The following is a 19343-nucleotide window of genomic DNA, read 5'->3' on the forward strand; positions in this document are numbered from 1 at the left end:
CGATGAATGAAAAACAAAATCTCTTGCCATACTTCCCTGCGCTTCACCAAAATTAGGCGTTTTCGAGAGTGTCTCTCCAAGTCGCTAGCAATTTAATATGACGTGGTTCAATCCCACAGCAACCACCAATAATGCTTGCTCCCTGCGCATGCCACTTTTTAGCATACTCAAGATATTCAGTCGGAGAGAAATGACGACCTTCCTGAATGGTCTCGTTGGCTTGGTGCGCTTGCTTTATCGGAGCAAAGCTATTTGCGAAAACACCTATCGTCAATTCTCTACCTGACTCACTCAATACTGCTTGTGTATCTATGATCGCTTGCTCGACAACTTCAGGAATAGAGCAATTGAAAAAGATACCTAAAACATTTGTTTTCAACAGCGTATTAACCGCGACTTTAAGAGATTCCCCTGAGCGAAGGCGAGGCAAAGAGTTAGGCTCATCCATTAAGGTGAAAGCAAGATAATTGGGCTTATCTGTTTTGGCTAAAATTATTGATAGAACTTCAACTTCAGCAAGGCTAGACACGGTCTCAGCTAACCAAATATCAACATATTGATCTTGAGCTTCAAATAACTCAGAAGCCACTTCCAGTGCCCTTTTCGGCTCGAATAATTCAGGCCTGTAAGACCCCATGACAGGAGGAAGAGACCCCGCAACGAGCACTCTATCGTTAGAGCTGGTGACTACATCTCTGGCAATTTTGGCTGCAGATTTTGCTAACTCAATCCCTCGCTTCGCATAGAGTTCCTCTCCTAAGTGAAATGGAACACATGCATAACTGTTAACAGTGATAATCTCAGCGCCAGCGTCTATGAAATTCTCATGGGCCATTTTTACATGTTGTGGTGATTCAATTAGCGCTTGTGCACTCCAAAGCGGCTGAGAAAAAGGGGCGCCAATACGTTTCAACTCTCGCCCCATGCCACCATCTAAAATTGTTACTTTCTTCATTTAGACATCCATACCGCCAAACATCCATAAGCTCTATTCAAACACAATTTTTATCAATTCAAAATGAAATTGTTATGTTTAAAGTGAACAAAGACTTAATGGCTGATTAAACACTCTAGTATTTACCAGACCTTTCATTCGGACCAAGATAATGTTATCGCCATTAACTTCGAGTAAAAAGCCCATTATCTATGTCTCTCGGCGAGGCGGGCGTTACGAGCCACAATAGTGCATGAAGTGATTGAGGGACTCACCCTCAATCAAATTTTCTTTTTATTATAAGACCTTAGATAAAAACTTCTGCAATCTAGAATTGGAGGGGTTATCAAAAAATCGCTCAGGAGAGTCAGAAACCAAAAGCTCACCATCTTCCATAAACAACACCCTATCAGCGACCTCTTTTGCGAAACCCATTTCATGAGTAACCACGACCATCGTCATTCCGTCCTTGGCCAAATCTTTCATCACATCAAGAACTTCTCCAACCATTTCAGGGTCTAGTGCTGATGTGGGTTCATCAAACAACATAATGTTGGGCTTCATTGCTAACGCACGAGCGATTGCGACGCGCTGCTGCTGTCCGCCTGATAAATGATTAGGATAATTATCCATTCTCTCCGACAGACCGACTTTATAAAGCAAATCTTTTGCTTCTTTCTTCACCGATTCAGGGTCACGTTTAGAAACCTTTAAAGGTGCTAACATGACGTTCTCTATCGCCGTTTTATGTGGAAAAAGGTTGAAGCCTTGAAATACCATGCCCACATCAGCGCGTAGTTTATTGATATCCGTAGATTTGTGGTACATATCGATACCATCTACGATTATAGACCCACTATTTATTGTCTCTAATTGATTGATCGTCCGTAAGAATGTTGACTTACCAGAACCTGACGGTCCTACGATGACAATCACTTCCCCTTTTTCTACATTTACCGATACGTCCTTGAGCGCATGGCAGCCATTAGGGTAAATTTTATTAATTGTTTTTGCTGAAATAATGTATTCCATTAATGACTCCACCATTAATCACTTGCTGCCAATTTCTTTTCTAACGTTTGTATTGCCCAAGATAAGGTACTAGTTAGAAGCAAATAAAGGGCCGCAACGGTAAACCAAACTTCAAATGGGGCAAAACTACCACTTACGACTTCCCTGCCCGCTTTTGTCAGATCAGTAATCGAAATCACGGAGACAAGTGAGGAATCTTTTATCAGGTTGATAAACTGCCCGGCTAAGGGAGGTAATGTCTGCTTAAACGCTTGAGGTAAAATGACATAAATCATCGCTTTGGGATAATTCATTCCTAGTGAACGCGCCGCTTCCATTTGTCCTCTTGGGATTGACTGGATTCCTGACCGCACAATTTCTGCGACGTAAGCGGCGGTAAACACGGAGAGCGCTATCACTCCCGCAGTAAAACGCTCAAGGTCAAGCACAGTACCAATAAAGAAGTAAACGATAAAAATCTGTACTAAAAGAGGCGTTCCACGAATGACCTCGACATACACAAGCGCCAGCTTTTTTAATGCCGGATTGCTGGATATACGCATTAGTCCGACAACTAAGCCCAACGCTAGAGCAATGATAAGTGACCAGAGTGAGATTTTAATGGTCGTCACAACACCATCTAAAATTGGGCCAGAGCGCCACTCTTTTATAGTTGCTAAGGTATCTCCTTCAAAAATAAGATCACCTTCATAGACGTCCACAGACTTATATTGGCTTAGTTCAAGAACAATATCACCATGAATACTCTCCAGAGCCAGTTGGTTATTCTCGTCGAGAATGATGTTCCCATCGACAGGCGCGGTAATGGATGAAGCAGCGTTAGTGGCAATATAAGGAAGGACACGCTCCCAATTCCAGCTGTAATCGATTCGCTTACCTGACAGATAGACAAGACCGCAAATTGATAGCAAAACAAGAACAAAAACAGCGTTCCACAATAGGGATTTAAAGTTATTTTGCATGTGATTCCGAGAATGACTTTGATTAAAGTTGGTTGGGTATTTGAATAAAGAAAAGCGTTAGCTTCACAGCGCGAACCGTTTGGTTGGCGATGAGCCGAGCCAGAAGCTAGCCGCTCCTCTACAATAACAAAATGATTACTTAACTTGCTTTAACCATTTATCGTCGTTAAACCACTTATCGTAAATGCGATCGTAAGTTCCATCGCCCTTAATTTGACGTAAATAGTTGTTTAAGAAGTTAAGCGTATCTGGATTTCCTTGCGGCACAGCCCAACCCAAAGGCTCGTAAGTAAACGGTTTAGCCAAGTGCATTAACTGCCCTTTGTTTTCCGCCACATAAATAGAGTTGTAAGGAAAGTCATAAACAAACGCATCTACCTTTCCGTTGGCAACCTCAAGTACCGCTTCAGACTGAGTTTCGTATAGATTTATCTTAGCTTTCGGAAGGTATCGTTTTACCGCTTGCTCACCCGTTGTCCCAAGCTTAGTTGCAACAACATATTCTGGACTATTGAGATCGCGGTAACTAGACACTTTACCTTCATGTTTGAGATCTACGAGAATGGATTGACCAATAACCACATAGGGATCAGCGAAATTCACCTGAGTATTTCGCATAGGTGTGATAGTCATCCCGCCCATAATCATGTGACACTTACCAGTCAACAGTGTTGGGATAATACCATCCCATGAAGTGTTTACCGGCACAAACTTAACATCCATGGCACGCGCCATTTGCTTACCCAAATCGATATCAAACCCGATGTACTGCCCATTTTTTGCTGTCATTTCAAAAGGCATATACCCAGAATCAAAACAGACTTTTAGCTCCCCTGTACTTTTGATGTCGTCTAAAATTGGGTCTGCATTAACCGTCGTCGAAACAGCTAACCCCAGTGCAGCAAAACACAATAACTTTTTCATGGATATTCCTTTATCATTTGTTGTAAAGTTTTTTTATACACGACAATAGAATAAAAAACCACAAATAATGACTTTTTAATCACTAGAATTTGTAGAATCGTCACTAAGACGGAAGATCTGAATGAAAATCTATACCAAGCCATTGCAATTGAATTGCATGCATTAAGTGATTGAGCTGTAGGCAGGTCACTATAACGACAAGAAACATACGCTTTGACTGAATAGTCAGCGTTTCCGAGAGTGGTTTAATTATTAACGAAACCATACAGATATTCGCTTTTCCACATTGACCGTAATGTCAAAAGTGCTTGAGTTTTATTGTTGACAATTCTTCCATAGTCAATGGTCACAAATGTGATGTACAGCACATTTCTATAGTGGCACTATCACCTTTGTCGAGAGATATTAACAAGGATTCGTTGGACATCTTGACTTTGTAATACAAATAAAAAGGTGACTATATGAAAAAACTAATGACGCTCTCATCACTATTATTATTCAGTTTATCTGCTACTGCTGGTATTCATGTCGAACACTCTACAAACAAAGTTGTTCTCAATGACTTTACGACAAAAGATGCCGCTTATAGCTCTGCGTTTGATCTTGTCGATGAATACCAAACGCTATCAAAACATGAACTTAGAAATCGTCTAAACATCATTGGAAGCGGTTTCCCTCGTGATATTGCAATCGATGATAGTAAGGTGAGAGTTGAAGAATACGCACTTAACCGTGATGAAGTTAAATATCGTGCAATCATAAACTTCAATTATCACTTCAGAACAAGTGACGGCGGTAAAAACTAAAAATCATCTGCACCTTTACTTTCTTAGAGCCCTTCCTATTTTAAGAAAGTAAAGGTGTCTAATCACATTGAAACGACTGCTTTTCATAAATCGCTCTCTCCTTACGTAAACAGTATCAATCCCTACCTCTATCGTTTTACATAAAAATCATTTTTCCAATCTTCATTGAGATACATTTCGTCGTTTGGCGCTTTATCATTCGCTTGGTTCGCCATATGGATTCCACATCACTTAAATGAAAAAGACACTTGAAATTGAGTTTAATTTTCTATGAAGATTAACTAAATCTAAGATCGACAATTGTCGTTACATTTTTCTCGTTTATAGCAATATATAAAACTACTCTTTTCGTTTTAATTAACCATAAAGCGTGAAAATAAAAAAAGGCAACAAGACACTTCTTGTTGCCAAAGAAAAAATACATCATTCAAAAAATATGAAAATGAAAACTAGCAGTGGACTAGCTAACAAAACCATTATATTCAAAACACTTAAACAAGTAACGATCAATATAATCCATTATATATGGATGAAAATCAGCACTTATGAAATTACACCGATAAATAAAAAAGCCTGAAAATAGTTTCAGGCTTTTTAGCTTTATTAATTTTTTAGAATGAATATCTCGCAGCTATTGCAAGAATATCGTCTTCATTGTCTACATCTGTAATTCTGTATTCTGCTAGTGCTTTAAAATTAGAAGTCAAATCGTACTCTGCACCTAGTGAGTAGTAATCGACGACATCTTCATCATCACGCTCTAGATTGTTATAGCCAACTAGTGCCCAAAGCTTATCTGTTACTTCATAAGTGGCAACTGCTTCAATACCGGTGTAATCAATATTACTTTCAGAACCATCTTTAGCCCAGTTTTCACCATCACTGTATAAAACAGAGGCATAAAACTTGTCGTATTCAAATGCAATAGCACCCGTTAGCAGCTCTGCATCTTCTGCACCCGATTGCCCTTCACCTTCGTTGTAACCAAGCGCAACTTTGAAGCCATATGGCAACTTGTAGTCCGCCGCCGCACCATAAGAGGCTGCATCTGTTGACACTTCATCGTTTTCAGCCTGATAGCTAACATGAATATTCAAACCTTCATAGCTTGTCGTTAGCTTAAATACTGAATCGGAGCGACCGGTACCATATAGATCCGCACTTACGCCAGCAGCTTCATTACCAAACTCCGGGAAAATATCCGTGTAATCAGATACTAAAGTGACCGCACCGTATTGACGTCCATAACTTACTGTTCCGTAATCTGCACCAATTCCTACATAGCCTTTTCGGATATCAAATTCATCATCTTCAATCCCATCAGCATCTCTGCGATTAGACTTAAATTCCAACTCATATAAGCCGAAGGCATAAAGATCTTCATTTATTTTAGACTCACCTGAAAGTCCTACACGAATGTAGCTATTATCTCCGTCAGCATTTTTATCATCAGAGAAATAATACATCCCTTGCGCTCGGCCATGAATATTTAATACTGATTCTTGATCTTCATAAACTATGGCTGAATTTGCAGCACTTGCAGAAAAAAGTGCAGCGATTGCGATCGACGTTCTTGTCATTTTCATTTAATTACCACTACTTGTGTTGTTTGAATCGAGTGAAATTATGAACAGTGGCAATTATTTTTAAAGTGCAAATTCAACCATATTCTATGGATAAATATAAACAAGCCCTCAATCTAAAACATTATTTCCTAGTACTCATACTAGTTGAGATAATCCATCCAAACAGGAGGCGTTCCTATTATTTTTTGAACAGTATCAATGAACAGTTTGGCTAATGGTTGTTGATTTCGGTGAGTATACATTGCATATATTTCCCCTATTGCGGGAAGATTATAATCAGGAAGCAACTGTACAAGATCTTGTTTACTCAAACTCTCCTGAAGAAAGAACTGCCCTATTAAAGCATACCCTAGATCAGATTTTACGGCATCGAGCATTAACTCAGTTTCATTCACGAAGTACTGCCCGTTGATATTATACGTTCTAACGTCGCTTGATGACTGGCTTGGCGCTATACGTAGCTTATCCGCCTTAAAGTTAGCATTAGAGTATATTACTGCTGGCATTTTTATAAGCTCTTCTGGAGAGCTCGGAGTTCCATACTTGTCAATAAAACTCTTTGATGCAACCAGTGCCATATTATTGCTTGCCAACTTACGTACTATCATGTTGGACTCTCGGATTGGTCCGATACGAAACACAACGTCAAAACCTTCGTGGATAACATCGACTCGATTATCATCGAGCAGCAGCTCTACAGTAATGTTTGGGTACTGTTTTATAAACTCTTTAACTGCCTGATTTAAGTATGCTCTGCCAAAGAAAGTGGAGCTTGATATTTTCAAGTTACCCTTCGGTTCATCCTGAAATGTAGCAGCAATACTACGAGTTTCGGTTAGAACCTCTCTTACTTTCTTGGCTTGCGCCACCATCTCAACACCTGCATTGGTCAGGGATAGCGAACGCGTGGAACGGTTTAACAGCCGTAAGCCCAATTCATCCTCTAGCTTTTTGATCTGTTTTGACAAAGCTGAACGATCTATATGATTTCTGTCAGCAGCCTTAGCAAAAGTTCCGTATTCAGAGACATCCAGTAGTAATTCAAGTTGGCTTGCGAGATCCACTGCACAATTCCTTATTTAGTTTTTATTCTTTATGTGATGGGAAATGGATTTTACAAAATTAATTTCAATTTTTTATGGTTCAAATTGCATCAGTGAATTGCAAATAATGCACGAATTAAAAACGCTTTAATTTTCGTCGCTATCTTTAGCTTCTGTTTAGTTATTCCTATCTATTATGGCTTATTACATTTAACAATACTCCACGTCTTTAAAACCCTAAACTGACCTTTTTCAAACCAAAAAATGAGCATTTTGACCAATATTTAATCGTGCATTTTTATCACTACTCTATGTTCGCTGAGGGCCTATTTACCCATAGGTACAATGAATACAATGCCGTTCCTTTTAGTATGAACAGAATCATTTAGGGCGCGACAAATGTTAAAGAAAGTTTTCGGCATTGGCCTTTTATCCGTTTTAGCTGCTTGTGCAGACGAAGAGATAACCAAACAACCTAATACTCCCTTACCTACGATAGACGTCTCCAAAGTCATCTATGAGCCCGTTCAATCGTGGTTCACCTTTACAACAAGGCTTCAAGCCCCAGAGAAAGTTTCTTTAATGCCACGCGTTTCCGGAGTTATTGAAACGGTAGAGTTCAAAGACGGACAGAGTGTCAACAAAGGCGACTTACTCGTCACTCTTGATGATCGAACCTTCAAAGCTCAGGTCTCACGACTTGAAGCGCAAGTTAAGAGTGCTCGAGCTGCGCTAGAGCAAGCAGCAAACGAACAAAAGAGAGCCGCTCAACTTGTTAAGCGAAAGGCCATCTCAGCGGAACAAGCAGAGGCCCGAGATACCGCAGTAAAACAACGCTCTGCAGAACTAATGGCCTTGCGTGCTCAGTTAGAATCCGCAAAGTTAGATCTTGAGTTTACGAAGATATATGCCCCTATTAGCGGCACTATTTCAAGAGCATTCATTACTAAAGGAAACAATGTAAACGCAAATCAAAGCGTTATATCAAACATTGTCTCTAACGATCAGGTATATGCATACTTTGATGTCGATGAGCGAACTTGGAACCGTTACTTCTCGACAATCAATGCCGACTCTAACTTACCTACTCGTCTTGAACTATCTGGACAAAATGGGCAGGTGTTTTTTGGACGCGTTGACTTTGTCGACAACTCCATCAACGAAAACACCGGTACTTTGCAGGTTCGAGCGGTATTCGATGCAACAAAATCAAACTTAAAAGTGGGATCGTTTGGCCGAGTTCAGATATCAACAACCAAACCAGTTGAACGAGTTCTCGTTCCAGAGCGTTCTATTGGCACAGATCTAGAAAACCGCTTTGTATTAACACTCAATGAAGAGAATACGTTGCAATACAGCATCGTAACCTTAGGCGAACGTTACGGAACATTTCGTGCTATCGAGAATGGCTTGAACGCCGACTCAATTATTGCGGTAAATGGCCCAGCAAAAGTTGGCCCAAATAGCAAAGTCAAACCAAAAAATGTCACGCTAGATATTAGCAATACTTCATTGATTATGGCTTCAAACTCAACATCGTTGCCAAACAAACGTTTAGCTCAAGACTAAGAAGACAACCGAATGAAATTTGCACACTTTTTTATTCAAAGACCCATATTTGCCTCTATGTTATCGCTATTGATATTAATAGTAGGCGCAATTTCACTTTTACAGTTGCCTGTGAGTGAATATCCAGAGGTTGTCCCTCCTACAGTAGTAGTTACAGCAAACTATCCTGGTGCGAACCCAAAAGTAATCGCAGAAACAGTTGCTACGCCTCTGGAGCAAGAAATTAATGGTACAGAAAACATGTTATATATGTTTTCGCAAGCAACCAGTGACGGTAGAATGACATTGACCGTAACCTTTGCTTTGGGTACGGACTTGGACAAAGCTCAGGTTCAAATTCAAAACCGCGTCACTACAGCTTTGCCCCGATTACCAGAAGCCGTCCAACGGTTAGGAGTTGTTGCCGAAAAAGCCTCTCCTGATCTCACCATGGTTGTGCATATATATTCTCCAGATTCTAGCCGTGAAGTCAGTTATTTAGCTAACTACGCTAATTTAAACTTGAAAGATGAGATAGCTCGGCTCGGAGGCGTTGGTGATGTGCGCCTTTTCGGTGGTGACGAGTACTCAATGCGCTTGTGGTTAAATCCAGATGAGCTCGCTTCTAGAAATCTAACCGTAATGGACGTTGTCTCAGCCGTCCGATCTCAAAACCAACAGGTGGCAGCAGGCTCATTAGGTGCGCAACCAGCCGCTAATGAAAACCAATTCCAAGTTTTGTTGAACGTAAAGGGCCGTTTGGAGAATATTGATGAATTCAACGACATTGTAGTAAAAGTTGACGAAACAGGGGCTTTGACACGTCTTAAAGACGTTGCACGCGTAGAGCTAGGTCAAAACTCTTATGCACTGCGCGCCTTGTTAAATGGTAAACCAGCGGTGGCGATGCCCGTATTCCAGCGCCCTGGTGCTAATGCTATTGAGCTATCTAATCAGGTTCGTTCAACCATGGACCGTTTACAAGCAGCCTTTCCAGCTGGAGTTTCATATGAAATAGCCTACGACCCGACCGTCTTTGTTCGTGGATCGATAGACGCAGTGGTTCATACTCTGCTAGAGGCAATTGTACTAGTTGTTGTTGTAGTCATTTTGTTTTTGCAAACATGGCGCGCGTCTATCATCCCTATCATTGCGGTGCCTGTTTCATTAATCGGTACGTTCGCCGTAATGCAAATGCTCGGAGTATCGATTAACACGCTTTCGTTGTTTGGACTTGTTCTCGCCATAGGCATCGTTGTCGATGACGCCATTGTCGTCGTCGAAAACGTGGAACGGAACATCCATAATGGTCTTGCACCACTAGAAGCAACGAAACAAGCAATGACCGAAGTTACCGGGCCAATTATTGCAATTGCTTTAGTGTTATGTGCGGTGTTCATCCCGACGACCTTTATTACGGGATTATCCGGTCAGTTTTATAAGCAGTTCGCACTAACAATTACGATCTCGACGATTATTTCAGCAATTAACTCGTTGACGTTATCGCCTGCTTTATCAGCACTGCTATTACAAGATAAGAACGCAAAACCCGATCGGCTAACCAAACTCTTGGATGCGGTTTTTGGTAAGTATGTTTTTGCGCCATTCAATAGAATTTTTGAGTATAGCTCGAACCAATATCAAGCTCTGGTCAAGAAGCTGATTCGTTTTAGCCTTGTTGTTGTGGTGGTATACATTGCGTTACTCGGGGGAACGGTTTCTCTATTCAAAGCGGTTCCTGGAGGATTCATTCCTCAACAAGATAAGCAGTATTTAGTTGCGATCGCCCAACTTCCAGATGCAGCAAGTTTAGATAGAACAGAGTCCGTTATTAAAGAAATGGAAAACCTCGCGCTGGCAACACCTGGCGTAGCACAAACCATTTCTTTCCCAGGCTTATCGGTCAATGGTTTTACTAACAGTCCGAATAGTGGCATCGTTTTTGTTACGCTTGAGGACTTCGATAAACGAAATGATCCAACTCTCGGAGCAAATGCGATTGTTGCATCTTTGAATAAGAGCTTTTCAATCATTGATGAAGCCTTCGTTGCGATTTTTCCACCACCACCAATCCAAGGACTTGGCTCAACTGGCGGCTTTAAGCTTCAAATCGAAGACCGTGCGAACAAGGGGTTTGATGAGCTATTCAAGCAATTGAACTTGGTAATAAGTGAGGCATCAACAAGACCCGAGCTGATGGGATTATATTCTACATTTCGCATACAAGTGCCGCAGATGGACATCCAAATAGATCGTGAACAAGCGATGCTGCAAGGTGTTCCTCTAGAGCAGGTTTTTGATGCGCTTCAAGTTTATTTAGGATCATTATACGTCAATGACTTCAATATGTTTGGTAGAACATACAAAGTGAATGCCCAGGCAGACATGAACTATCGTCTCGAACCTGACCAAATACTTAACTACAAAGTAAGAAATGCTGCCGGACAAATGGTTCCTCTCGGCGCTGTACTGGAGATCATACCCACGATTGGGCCTGACCGCGTGATGCACTATAACGGCTACCCTAGTGCAGAACTAAACGGCAGTCCTGCTTTTGGTTACAGTTCAGATCAAGCCCAAACGGCTATTGAGGAAGTACTGGATCAAAACCTAGCAGAGGGAATGGTTTATGAATGGACTGATGTAACCTACCAGCAGATTTTGGCTGGTAACACGATGGTGTATATATTCCCACTTGTTGTCTTGTTAGTTTTCATGGTGCTAGCTTCGCAGTACGAGAGTTTAAAACTGCCATTCGCTATCATTTTGATCGTTCCTATGACCATTTTTTCTGCACTAGCAGGTGTTTGGTTCATTGGTGGTGACAACAATATATTCACACAAATTGCTTTGATTGTCCTTGTGGCTCTAGCGTGTAAAAATGCCATCTTGATGGTGGAGTTCGCTAAAGAACTTAAAGACAATGGCCAAGATACCTTATCAGCGATTTTGGAAGCATGTCGTTTACGTCTTCGACCGATTCTAATGACATCAATTGCATTTACCGCTGGTGTTATTCCATTAATGATTGGTACAGGGGCCGGAGCGGAAATGCGACAAGCAATGGGTATTGCCGTATTCTCGGGTATGGTAGGCGTAACGGTATTTGGATTACTACTCACACCTGTTTTTTACATGTTAGTGAGTCGAAACAAAAAACGTCAAACACTATAACCATAATATAAATACTCATTTAAATTCATACTAAAGGGAGCTATTGCTCCCTTTTCTTTTGGTTATTAAGTATATTAATAATTTCTAGACAGAGCAGTAGTTATACATGAAACTAATACGCTAATATCTAACTTGGATAAACATTGTGGATTTAGCAAATAAACTACACCTGCTTTTAGAAGTCTCTAAAGCTGGATCTTTTGCAAAAGCAGCAGATGGGATGAATATCGACCGCTCTGTTTTATCTAAACACATCAAGCAGTTAGAAGAGCACTTAGGCGTTAGGCTATTAAACAGAACAACTCGCTCTCTTTCATTAACGCAAGTCGGCAAGCAAATAGTTGAAAAAGCAGACCAAATATCTCAACTCCTTGATGATACTCAACAAATAGCGGAGAACTTTCAGACTGAGCCTTCAGGGAAAGTACGAATTTCAAGCTCAACATTATTTGGAAAACTCTATCTACAACCTTCGATAGAGAAGTTTTTACATAAGTACCCAAAAGCAAGTGTTGAACTAATGCTAGATGATCTTCATGTAGACGTGATTAGAAGTAATTTTGATATTGCTTTTCGAATCGGACCTATGAGGGATTCATCAATGGTAGCAAGAAAATTAGCAAAAAATACGACTGCAATCATTGCTTCTCGAAAATTAATTGAAAAACATGGTAACCCAGAAACGCCTGATGAGTTAGTTAAGCTACCTTTTATTATTTATTCAAATGGTAATTTTATTGTCGATAAACTTAAATTCTACGACAAAGCAAAATCAGATGGTTTAGATACATACCCAATATCAGGGTCATACATGGTAAATGAAGCTGAGCTAATAATTGAAAGCGTAAAGTCAGGTCTGGGCGCAGCACTTATAGGTCAATTTATGCTTCCTAACAACCTAGAGTCTTCTAATTTAGTTCAACTTTTACCAGAATATGAAACTCAAGATTTTGGTGATATTTATGCTATGTACTCACACCGTCAGCAATCACCATTGGTTAGGGCATTCATTGATATCGTTCAAGAAGAAATTGGCATACCACCAATATGGGAAAAGTATTTCAATAAAAGCTAGGTGATTCTATTTAACCAAAATTAACATAAAATAAAAAATCAAATAAAATCAATAAATTAAACCAGTAACGTTTAATATTAATCGAAGTTTAATGTTAGGTGAATTAAGTTCCATTCTAAATGGCGCTTAATTCACTAAATATAAAAAATTCTTGATTTATAATACTAACAAATCCATCACCTATACAAGTTACGATGTATATTGAAGAAAAACACACCTCGGTCACTAGTTTGTTAGTATATAAAATATCTTATCTTATTTTTTTGGTTATTTATACGTTAGCAACGATTTACTTTAGCGTAAAAATGGACAAAAGCACATCGGAGAACTCTCTTATAGAAATGACTCAAATAGCATTTGTGCTTTTTTCATCGTTAATGTGTTTGTATAAATCTAAGGAATATCTTGAACTCAAACACATATTAGTAATAATGTCTTCATTTTTTATGGTTATATTCGTTAGAGAAATGGACTACCACATAGAGCAGTATTTCCCTCACGGTTCATGGAAGTATCCTGCTTGGATTATAATAGTCTCGGTCTGTTATTTTTGTTTTAATAATATAGTTAACATAAAAAATGAGGTAAAACTTTTCATTTCTCATTCTAGCTTCACGACATTAACGATTGGATTTTTTATTGTTTTCTTATTCTCACGATTTGCAGGGTATGGTGATTTTTGGGTCGAGTTCATGGGGAACTCATATAATAGAGACGTGAAAAACTTGGTCGAAGAAAGCTTAGAGTTACTAGGTTACGCGATACTTTTAAACGGTGTTTTACTTATTAAAGTAGAAAACCACTAAGTATAAACAAAAGTTCAGAGCTTGTAGTTCAAGCTTTGAACTTTTTTTGGTTAAAAAAAAGCAGCAAATATAATTTGCTGCAAATGATGAAAAAACAATATGCGTAAGTTAACTTCCTAGCAATGGATGCGTTAACGAGTTAATAATAACGAACCGCAACAATTAAGTCTCGTTGAAAATAATCCATAAAGAATGGCATTTATTACACTGTTAATTATGTAACCTTATCTAATCTAGTTACCACACGCCGTCGTTTTGATATCTTATCTCTTTCCGTCAATAAATAGCTCTTCACATCAGATCCCATTTATCATCCCACAACAGTCGGATTCACAACAAAGCAAAAAAAATCAATAAATTAGAAGTGGTCACTTAAAAAATAAAAAGGAGTAAAAACGAAACTATGTCAGATAGAACATATTAAAGATCACCGACTCTGAGTAGAAAACCGTTCATACTCGTTACGCATACAATCAATAAAGACTTCCATCGCCGGCGTCACACACTTCCCAGCATGATAAGCGCAGAGTGGCTTGATCATCTGTGAAAATTCGCTGAACTCAAGCTCTTGTAAACTGCCCTCTTGCAACTCTTTTTCAACCGTAAAACGAGGTAAGTAAGAGATACCAATATTACTCTCAACGCAATTTTTGATCGTATTAATACTGCTAAGTTCGATCATGTTGTCGATGCTAATATCACGCTCTTGAATAATGCTCTCAAACATCTGTCGAAAAAGGCACTTAGGGCCATTGCTTATAAACCCTAAATCAATATGTTGCTCTCTCTTCTTTAAATCTAGCCCTTTTAAAAGCGGTGAAGCAACCAATACCAGTGGCTCCTGCTCAAACTCGTGGACCTTGAGCGTATCGTCATTACCTACTCGATAAAACACACCTAAATCAGCTTTATCCGCTATCAACTCATCTCGAATCTGATAGCAATTTTGTGATTGCAGAGAGAGTCGGACATTGGGCGCTCTGATCCTGAACTCTTTTAAAACATTAGCCATCTTATAAGCAAGTTGAGTCTCAGCAATCAGCACTTTCAATTCACCGGTCGGCTCCGAGTTTTCTTGCTGTGCTGTTCCCTCAATATTTTCCATCACTCGCGCCAGTTCATAGACGTAAGGCAGTATCTTTTCTCCTGCTTGAGTCAAAACCATCTTACGCCCTATTTTTTCGAACAGCTGCAGAGACAGATCTTGTTCCAACTGCTTGATTTGAAAGGTGACGGTTGATTGCGTGCAATAAAGCTTCTGTGACGCTTTTAGAAACGATCCTTCTTCAACAATAGCTTTAAAAGTAAGAAAGCGTTTTAGATTCATGACTAGACTCCACAACCAACAGTTCAATAAATTAAAAGTCTAAGTTTTAATTTATTCAATTTTTTAATCAATTGTAGCGAAGTATAGTGCAGTAAAAACAGGAGAGATAGAGATGACCGCCATCTACACCGCATTTTTTACTTACGTAATCATTACTTCAATTACACCAGGGCCAAACAACATTTTATCGCTCAGCATCGCGACGCAATATGGACTAAAACGCTCAACAAAAGTGATTTCGGGGATGTTTTGTGGCTATGTTGTTTTGATGCTACTTTGTGGCGCTTTCACGTATAACATGATCAGCCTCTTGCCCGTGATTACACCTTGGCTAACATGGATTGGAGCAGCTTATATTGTTTGGTTGGCTTGGGGGCTTGCTACGAGTGAGATCAAAACTTCATCGGATAATTCTAAAGGTATCAGTTTCTTAACAGGTTTCGGTTTGCAGTTCGTTAATGTGAAAATCATTCTTTATGGAATTACCTCTATTTCTACGTTCGTACTGCCCCACACTCAGAATATCTACTGGATCTTAGCGACTAGCCTCATTCTTGCTTTGATCGCACTTCTTAGCAACGTAGTTTGGGCCGTTGCAGGAAAGCTACTTCAATCGCAATTCCAGAGATATGGCAAAGTCATCAATATGAGCTTAGCAGCAGCTCTGATCTATTGTGCGACACAGTTATTTACTTAAGTATATAGTTGATCATCAAGAACAATATTGCTCTTCAACTTAGACGACTACGTTTATGTGAAGAGCAAATTCTGCTCTACAAATCGCTGCGGTTTCTCGTGCCCTTACTCGCTCCTCCCACTCCTTCATACGGCAGTTTTTGAAGAAGTAGATTCAACGTCACTTAATCAACCTAAAGATACGAAATCTTGTTTAGCTATACATACACGGCCTTGGCGACCTCGGTAATAACTAAGTATTACTTAGTATACACAAATCAGAAAAACTAAGATAATCTTAGTCATCCAAGTCCTTCGTATGAACTTTAAGTGTTGTTTAATAACCCACTCCCAGCCCGCCTTAAGCATGCGCGTAAACAAGCGAATCTGTCCCAAAAAGCACTGGGCATCCGTATCGGCATGGATGATAGTTCTGCAAGTGCAAGGATGAATCAATACGAAAGGGAGCGCCATACTCCCGACGTAAAAACGCTCAAACTTATCGCAGATGAGCTAAACGTGCCTCTAAACTATTTTTTTTGTGAAGATGAAATCACCGCTGAACTTGCTGTGAATCTCCACAAGCTGTCAAATGATGACAAGCAAAGAGTGCTTGAGAGCACAGCCCAGCTGATTGCGGACGCAATCGCCACGAAGTCGAGTACGTAATTGGGATTAAACGCCTAAGAATACGTATCAATACCAAAGAATCAAAGAGCATAACTAAGGGTTCAACATGGCTACAACAAAAGCACTTGTGGTTTTTTCCGGTGGGCAGGACTCTACGACCTGCTTAATCGATGCATTAAATACATATGATGAGGTTCATGCTATAACGTTTGATTATGGCCAGCGTCATTCAGATGAAATAGATATCGCTATCGAATTAGGTAAGCAACTTAACATCAAAAGCCACAAAGTCCTGGATGTAAAATCAATTAATGAGTTAGCGATAAGCTCGCTGACAAGAGACAACATTCCGGTATCTAATGACTTAAGCGACGCTAACGTACCCAATACATTCGTTCCAGGGAGAAACATCCTCTTTCTTACTTACGCATGTATCCATGCTTACCAGCTTGGTATTCAAGACATCATTACGGGAGTTTGCGAAACAGACTTTAGTGGTTACCCTGACTGCCGAGACAACTTTATTCGCTCTCTAAATCTCTCTTGCAATTTAGGTATGGATAAAGCCTTCAATATTAAGACTCCTTTAATGTGGCTTACTAAAGCAGAGACCTGGGCTCTAGCTGATAAGCACAATATGTTGGAGTTTGTCCAAAACAATACGTTAACATGTTACAACGGAATCGTTGGTAAAGGCTGTGGTGAATGCCCAGCGTGCCTACTGCGACAAAGCGGCTTAGAAGAATACTTAGCGAGCAAATAGTCTTTGTTAGCGGTAATAGCGCTGGGATAAAACCTTTTGCGTTAGCTTCTAAACGTTTTATCTCAGCGTGAAACTCCAGCCAACAAAGCTTTATTTTGATGCCGCCAGATTGGTGGCATCAATTAAATGCGAAACGATTGTCGAACCAAAGATAGCACTACACCACAACAGCCAACACTGCTTAGCTTTTACAACGCTATAAATTGCTTAGATATATCGACAATGTTTCGATAGCAAAGCTACCAACGGCATTACTCGCGAAACCGGGATTAGATAGAAAAGCTACCTCGAATGATGACGAGTCTCTCGTCTAAGCAATACTCAAATATTTATGAGTTTGAACAGACAAACGCCAATTGCGGGCAATACACGTATCAATACACAATTGCGTAGCACGAGGCTTCTGGCTAATTGGTTGTAGTGCAATGATAGTCTCAGCCGCTACGTTCGCATTTGCTAAAAGATCATCAAGGTGGTCGATGTCTTTCTGGGTACCGACTGGATGCTTAATCTCATTTGCCCGCTCTAACGCGCTATTAAGCACTGGTAATTTACCTTTCATTGCTACTTTTGGTGACACTGTCACCCACGTATTTTCTGAAGTAATCACTTCTGATGTGCCACTGGTTTCAATTTGGCATTGGCACCCCATATCTTCAAACGCCTTTGTTAAAGGGCGCAGATCATAAATACAAGGCTCTCCACCAGTAATCACGATATGCTTAGCATTAAAGCCTTGCTGTTGATATTGCTCTACGATGTTCTCGGCAGATGCAACACACCACGTCGGAGAGTCTTCCGTTTTCACCAGAATATCGCCTATTTGACGTTGATCATTCTCATCTGCATACCACGTTTGTTTGGTATCGCACCATGAGCAACCAACCGGACACTCTTGAAGCCGAACAAAAACAGCAGGGACTCCAGTAAAAACCCCTTCCCCTTGGATGGTTTCAAACATCTCATTTAGCTTATACAACGCAGAACTCACTCAACTCATAACATTTCGAGGCGAAGACCATAATGGACACGCGTGTCTAGGTCAATTTAAACCAAAAATTAATTGTTAAAATAGACCATTTTGTAGTTTCATAGCGTAATGAATATAGGTTTCTGGTTAACGTTAAACCAAGCCTTTTTCACTGACAGATCCCAAAAAACTTTAAGGTAAGAAATGATGTATAAACTGATCGCACTAGATATGGATGGCACGCTACTCAATAGTGATAAAGCCATTTCTGAAGAAAACAAACAAGCGATCGCAAAAGCTCGAGAAGCAGGCGTTACTGTCGTTCTCGCTTCTGGTCGCCCATTAGAAGGAATGCAAGACAAGCTCGACGAACTGAATATCCATTCCGATCGAGATTTTGTTCTTTACTACAACGGTTCGATGGTCAAGAACGTAGGCACAAACGACATCATCCACCAGCAAATCATAGATGGTAAAGCTGCAAAATTGGTGGCGCGAAAAGCCGAAGAGCTAGGTGCGTACGTCCATGCTTTTAGTCAAGTTCATGGTTTAATCACCAACGAACACAACCCTTACACCGATATTGAAGCAAAGATAAATGGTTTAAATGTCACCGAGATGAACTTCGAATCACTAGAAGACGATCATCCAATCATCAAAGCTATGATGGTTGCAGAGCCAAGCAAACTAACAGAAGTTATAGCAGCACTGCCAGCTGAAATGCGCGAAGCGTTTACGGTTGTTCAAAGCGCTCCGTTTTTCCTTGAGTTTCTTAACCCTGCGAGCAACAAAGGTATTGGTGTTGCCGCAATTGCCGAGTATCTGGGAATTAAACCGGAAGAAGTTATCTGTATGGGTGACGCAGAAAATGACCACCACATGCTGAAATACGCTGGCCTTGGTATCGCGATGGCAAATGCAATGGAAGAAACCAAGCAAATCGCTGACTACATTACGGCAAGTAATGATGAGCACGGTGTCGCTAAAGCTATAGAAAAGTTCGTGCTCAATGCATAGCCCTTTCCGCCATGTCTGTTGCGTTAAGCTTCTTACGTTTAACACCCCTAGCCGTCCAAGATAGGCAAGCG

Annotated in this window: 16 protein-coding genes; 8 read left to right on the forward strand and 8 right to left on the reverse strand. The window is 40.2% G+C overall.

From position 1 onward, the window contains the following. Positions 1-52: 52 nt before the first annotated feature. The 4 genes from R7Q38_RS18885 to R7Q38_RS18900 all read right to left on the reverse strand — a co-directional run bounded on the left by R7Q38_RS18885 (position 53) and on the right by R7Q38_RS18900 (position 3852). Positions 53-955 (reverse strand): homocysteine S-methyltransferase family protein, encoded by a 903-nt coding sequence (locus tag R7Q38_RS18885; RefSeq protein WP_239939291.1) that lies wholly within the window; start codon positions 953-955, stop codon positions 53-55. Positions 956-1231: 276 nt separating this feature from the next. Continuing rightward, complete coding sequence (locus tag R7Q38_RS18890; RefSeq protein ID WP_239939290.1) at positions 1232-1966, reverse strand: amino acid ABC transporter ATP-binding protein; 735 nt, start codon at positions 1964-1966, stop codon at positions 1232-1234. A 14-nt stretch (positions 1967-1980) separates the two neighbouring features. Further along, positions 1981-2928 (reverse strand): amino acid ABC transporter permease, encoded by a 948-nt coding sequence (locus R7Q38_RS18895; protein ID WP_005377325.1) that lies wholly within the window; start codon positions 2926-2928, stop codon positions 1981-1983. Between the two features lie 135 nt (positions 2929-3063). Then, a complete protein-coding gene (locus R7Q38_RS18900; protein ID WP_005377324.1) occupies positions 3064-3852 on the reverse strand; it encodes a transporter substrate-binding domain-containing protein in 789 nt (262 codons plus the stop codon). A gap of 461 nt (positions 3853-4313) precedes the next feature. On the opposite strand from R7Q38_RS18900, the gene R7Q38_RS18905 reads away from it, so the two are divergent. After that, positions 4314-4658 (forward strand): DUF3316 domain-containing protein, encoded by a 345-nt coding sequence (locus R7Q38_RS18905; protein WP_104979228.1) that lies wholly within the window; start codon positions 4314-4316, stop codon positions 4656-4658. A gap of 611 nt (positions 4659-5269) precedes the next feature. Here R7Q38_RS18905 and R7Q38_RS18910 read toward each other — a convergent pair. Together R7Q38_RS18910 and R7Q38_RS18915 are read right to left on the reverse strand one after the other, a co-directional pair. Further along, entirely contained in the window at positions 5270-6244 is a 975-nt protein-coding gene (locus tag R7Q38_RS18910) for a porin (RefSeq protein ID WP_213987446.1), read from the reverse strand. A gap of 140 nt (positions 6245-6384) precedes the next feature. Further along, a complete protein-coding gene (locus R7Q38_RS18915) occupies positions 6385-7308 on the reverse strand; it encodes a LysR family transcriptional regulator (protein ID WP_005377321.1) in 924 nt (307 codons plus the stop codon). 378 nt (positions 7309-7686) lie between these two features. On the opposite strand from R7Q38_RS18915, the gene R7Q38_RS18920 reads away from it, so the two are divergent. The 3 genes from R7Q38_RS18920 (at position 7687) to R7Q38_RS18930 (ending at position 13084) form a co-directional block, all read left to right on the forward strand. Next, the gene (locus R7Q38_RS18920) at positions 7687-8856 is read left to right on the forward strand and encodes an efflux RND transporter periplasmic adaptor subunit (protein ID WP_005377315.1); all 1170 of its coding nucleotides are present in this window, start codon (positions 7687-7689) and stop codon (positions 8854-8856) included. Between the two features lie 12 nt (positions 8857-8868). Beyond that, complete coding sequence (locus R7Q38_RS18925; protein ID WP_005377311.1) at positions 8869-12009, forward strand: efflux RND transporter permease subunit; 3141 nt, start codon at positions 8869-8871, stop codon at positions 12007-12009. Positions 12010-12154: 145 nt separating this feature from the next. Further along, entirely contained in the window at positions 12155-13084 is a 930-nt protein-coding gene (locus R7Q38_RS18930) for a LysR family transcriptional regulator (RefSeq protein WP_239939355.1), read from the forward strand. A 1233-nt stretch (positions 13085-14317) separates the two neighbouring features. Here R7Q38_RS18930 and R7Q38_RS18935 read toward each other — a convergent pair. Continuing rightward, positions 14318-15217: a LysR family transcriptional regulator gene (locus R7Q38_RS18935; RefSeq protein ID WP_318114322.1), complete on the reverse strand. Its 900-nt coding sequence runs from the start codon at positions 15215-15217 to the stop codon at positions 14318-14320. 112 nt (positions 15218-15329) lie between these two features. On the opposite strand from R7Q38_RS18935, the gene eamB reads away from it, so the two are divergent. From eamB to queC, 3 genes are all read left to right on the forward strand, one after another. Further along, complete coding sequence (eamB, locus tag R7Q38_RS18940) at positions 15330-15914, forward strand: cysteine/O-acetylserine transporter (RefSeq protein ID WP_005388201.1); 585 nt, start codon at positions 15330-15332, stop codon at positions 15912-15914. A 308-nt stretch (positions 15915-16222) separates the two neighbouring features. Then, positions 16223-16561 (forward strand): helix-turn-helix domain-containing protein, encoded by a 339-nt coding sequence (locus R7Q38_RS18945; RefSeq protein ID WP_005388200.1) that lies wholly within the window; start codon positions 16223-16225, stop codon positions 16559-16561. A gap of 67 nt (positions 16562-16628) precedes the next feature. Beyond that, positions 16629-17285, forward strand: coding sequence for a 7-cyano-7-deazaguanine synthase QueC (gene queC / locus R7Q38_RS18950; RefSeq protein ID WP_005377298.1), 657 nt, complete (start codon positions 16629-16631; stop codon positions 17283-17285). A gap of 310 nt (positions 17286-17595) precedes the next feature. Here the strand turns inward: queC and queE are convergent, their stop codons facing one another. Continuing rightward, positions 17596-18246, reverse strand: coding sequence for a 7-carboxy-7-deazaguanine synthase QueE (queE, locus tag R7Q38_RS18955; protein ID WP_005377296.1), 651 nt, complete (start codon positions 18244-18246; stop codon positions 17596-17598). Between the two features lie 216 nt (positions 18247-18462). Here queE and R7Q38_RS18960 point away from each other — a divergent pair, with 216 nt between their 5' ends. Next, positions 18463-19272 carry a Cof-type HAD-IIB family hydrolase gene (locus tag R7Q38_RS18960; RefSeq protein WP_017821691.1) on the forward strand — a complete coding sequence of 270 codons (810 nt, stop codon included), beginning with the start codon at positions 18463-18465 and terminating at the stop codon, positions 19270-19272. The last annotated feature ends 71 nt before the right edge of the window (positions 19273-19343 follow it).

The organism is Vibrio sp. Vb0598 (assembly GCF_033338935.1).
GTDB lineage: Bacteria > Pseudomonadota > Gammaproteobacteria > Enterobacterales > Vibrionaceae > Vibrio > Vibrio alginolyticus.

What these genes read in the sequence shown, in the direction of transcription:
- R7Q38_RS18885 (WP_239939291.1), bottom strand. Translation starts at nt 955, where the DNA reads ATGAAGAAAGTAACAATTTTAGATGGTGGCATGGGGCGAGAGTTGAAA.
- R7Q38_RS18890 (WP_239939290.1), bottom strand. Translation starts at nt 1,966, where the DNA reads ATGGAATACATTATTTCAGCAAAAACAATTAATAAAATTTACCCTAAT.
- R7Q38_RS18895 (WP_005377325.1), bottom strand. Translation starts at nt 2,928, where the DNA reads ATGCAAAATAACTTTAAATCCCTATTGTGGAACGCTGTTTTTGTTCTT.
- R7Q38_RS18900 (WP_005377324.1), bottom strand. Translation starts at nt 3,852, where the DNA reads ATGAAAAAGTTATTGTGTTTTGCTGCACTGGGGTTAGCTGTTTCGACG.
- R7Q38_RS18905 (WP_104979228.1), top strand. Translation starts at nt 4,314, where the DNA reads ATGAAAAAACTAATGACGCTCTCATCACTATTATTATTCAGTTTATCT.
- R7Q38_RS18910 (WP_213987446.1), bottom strand. Translation starts at nt 6,244, where the DNA reads ATGAAAATGACAAGAACGTCGATCGCAATCGCTGCACTTTTTTCTGCA.
- R7Q38_RS18920 (WP_005377315.1), top strand. Translation starts at nt 7,687, where the DNA reads ATGTTAAAGAAAGTTTTCGGCATTGGCCTTTTATCCGTTTTAGCTGCT.
- R7Q38_RS18925 (WP_005377311.1), top strand. Translation starts at nt 8,869, where the DNA reads ATGAAATTTGCACACTTTTTTATTCAAAGACCCATATTTGCCTCTATG.
- R7Q38_RS18935 (WP_318114322.1), bottom strand. Translation starts at nt 15,217, where the DNA reads ATGAATCTAAAACGCTTTCTTACTTTTAAAGCTATTGTTGAAGAAGGA.
- eamB (WP_005388201.1), top strand. Translation starts at nt 15,330, where the DNA reads ATGACCGCCATCTACACCGCATTTTTTACTTACGTAATCATTACTTCA.
- queC (WP_005377298.1), top strand. Translation starts at nt 16,629, where the DNA reads ATGGCTACAACAAAAGCACTTGTGGTTTTTTCCGGTGGGCAGGACTCT.
- queE (WP_005377296.1), bottom strand. Translation starts at nt 18,246, where the DNA reads ATGTTTGAAACCATCCAAGGGGAAGGGGTTTTTACTGGAGTCCCTGCT.
- R7Q38_RS18960 (WP_017821691.1), top strand. Translation starts at nt 18,463, where the DNA reads ATGTATAAACTGATCGCACTAGATATGGATGGCACGCTACTCAATAGT.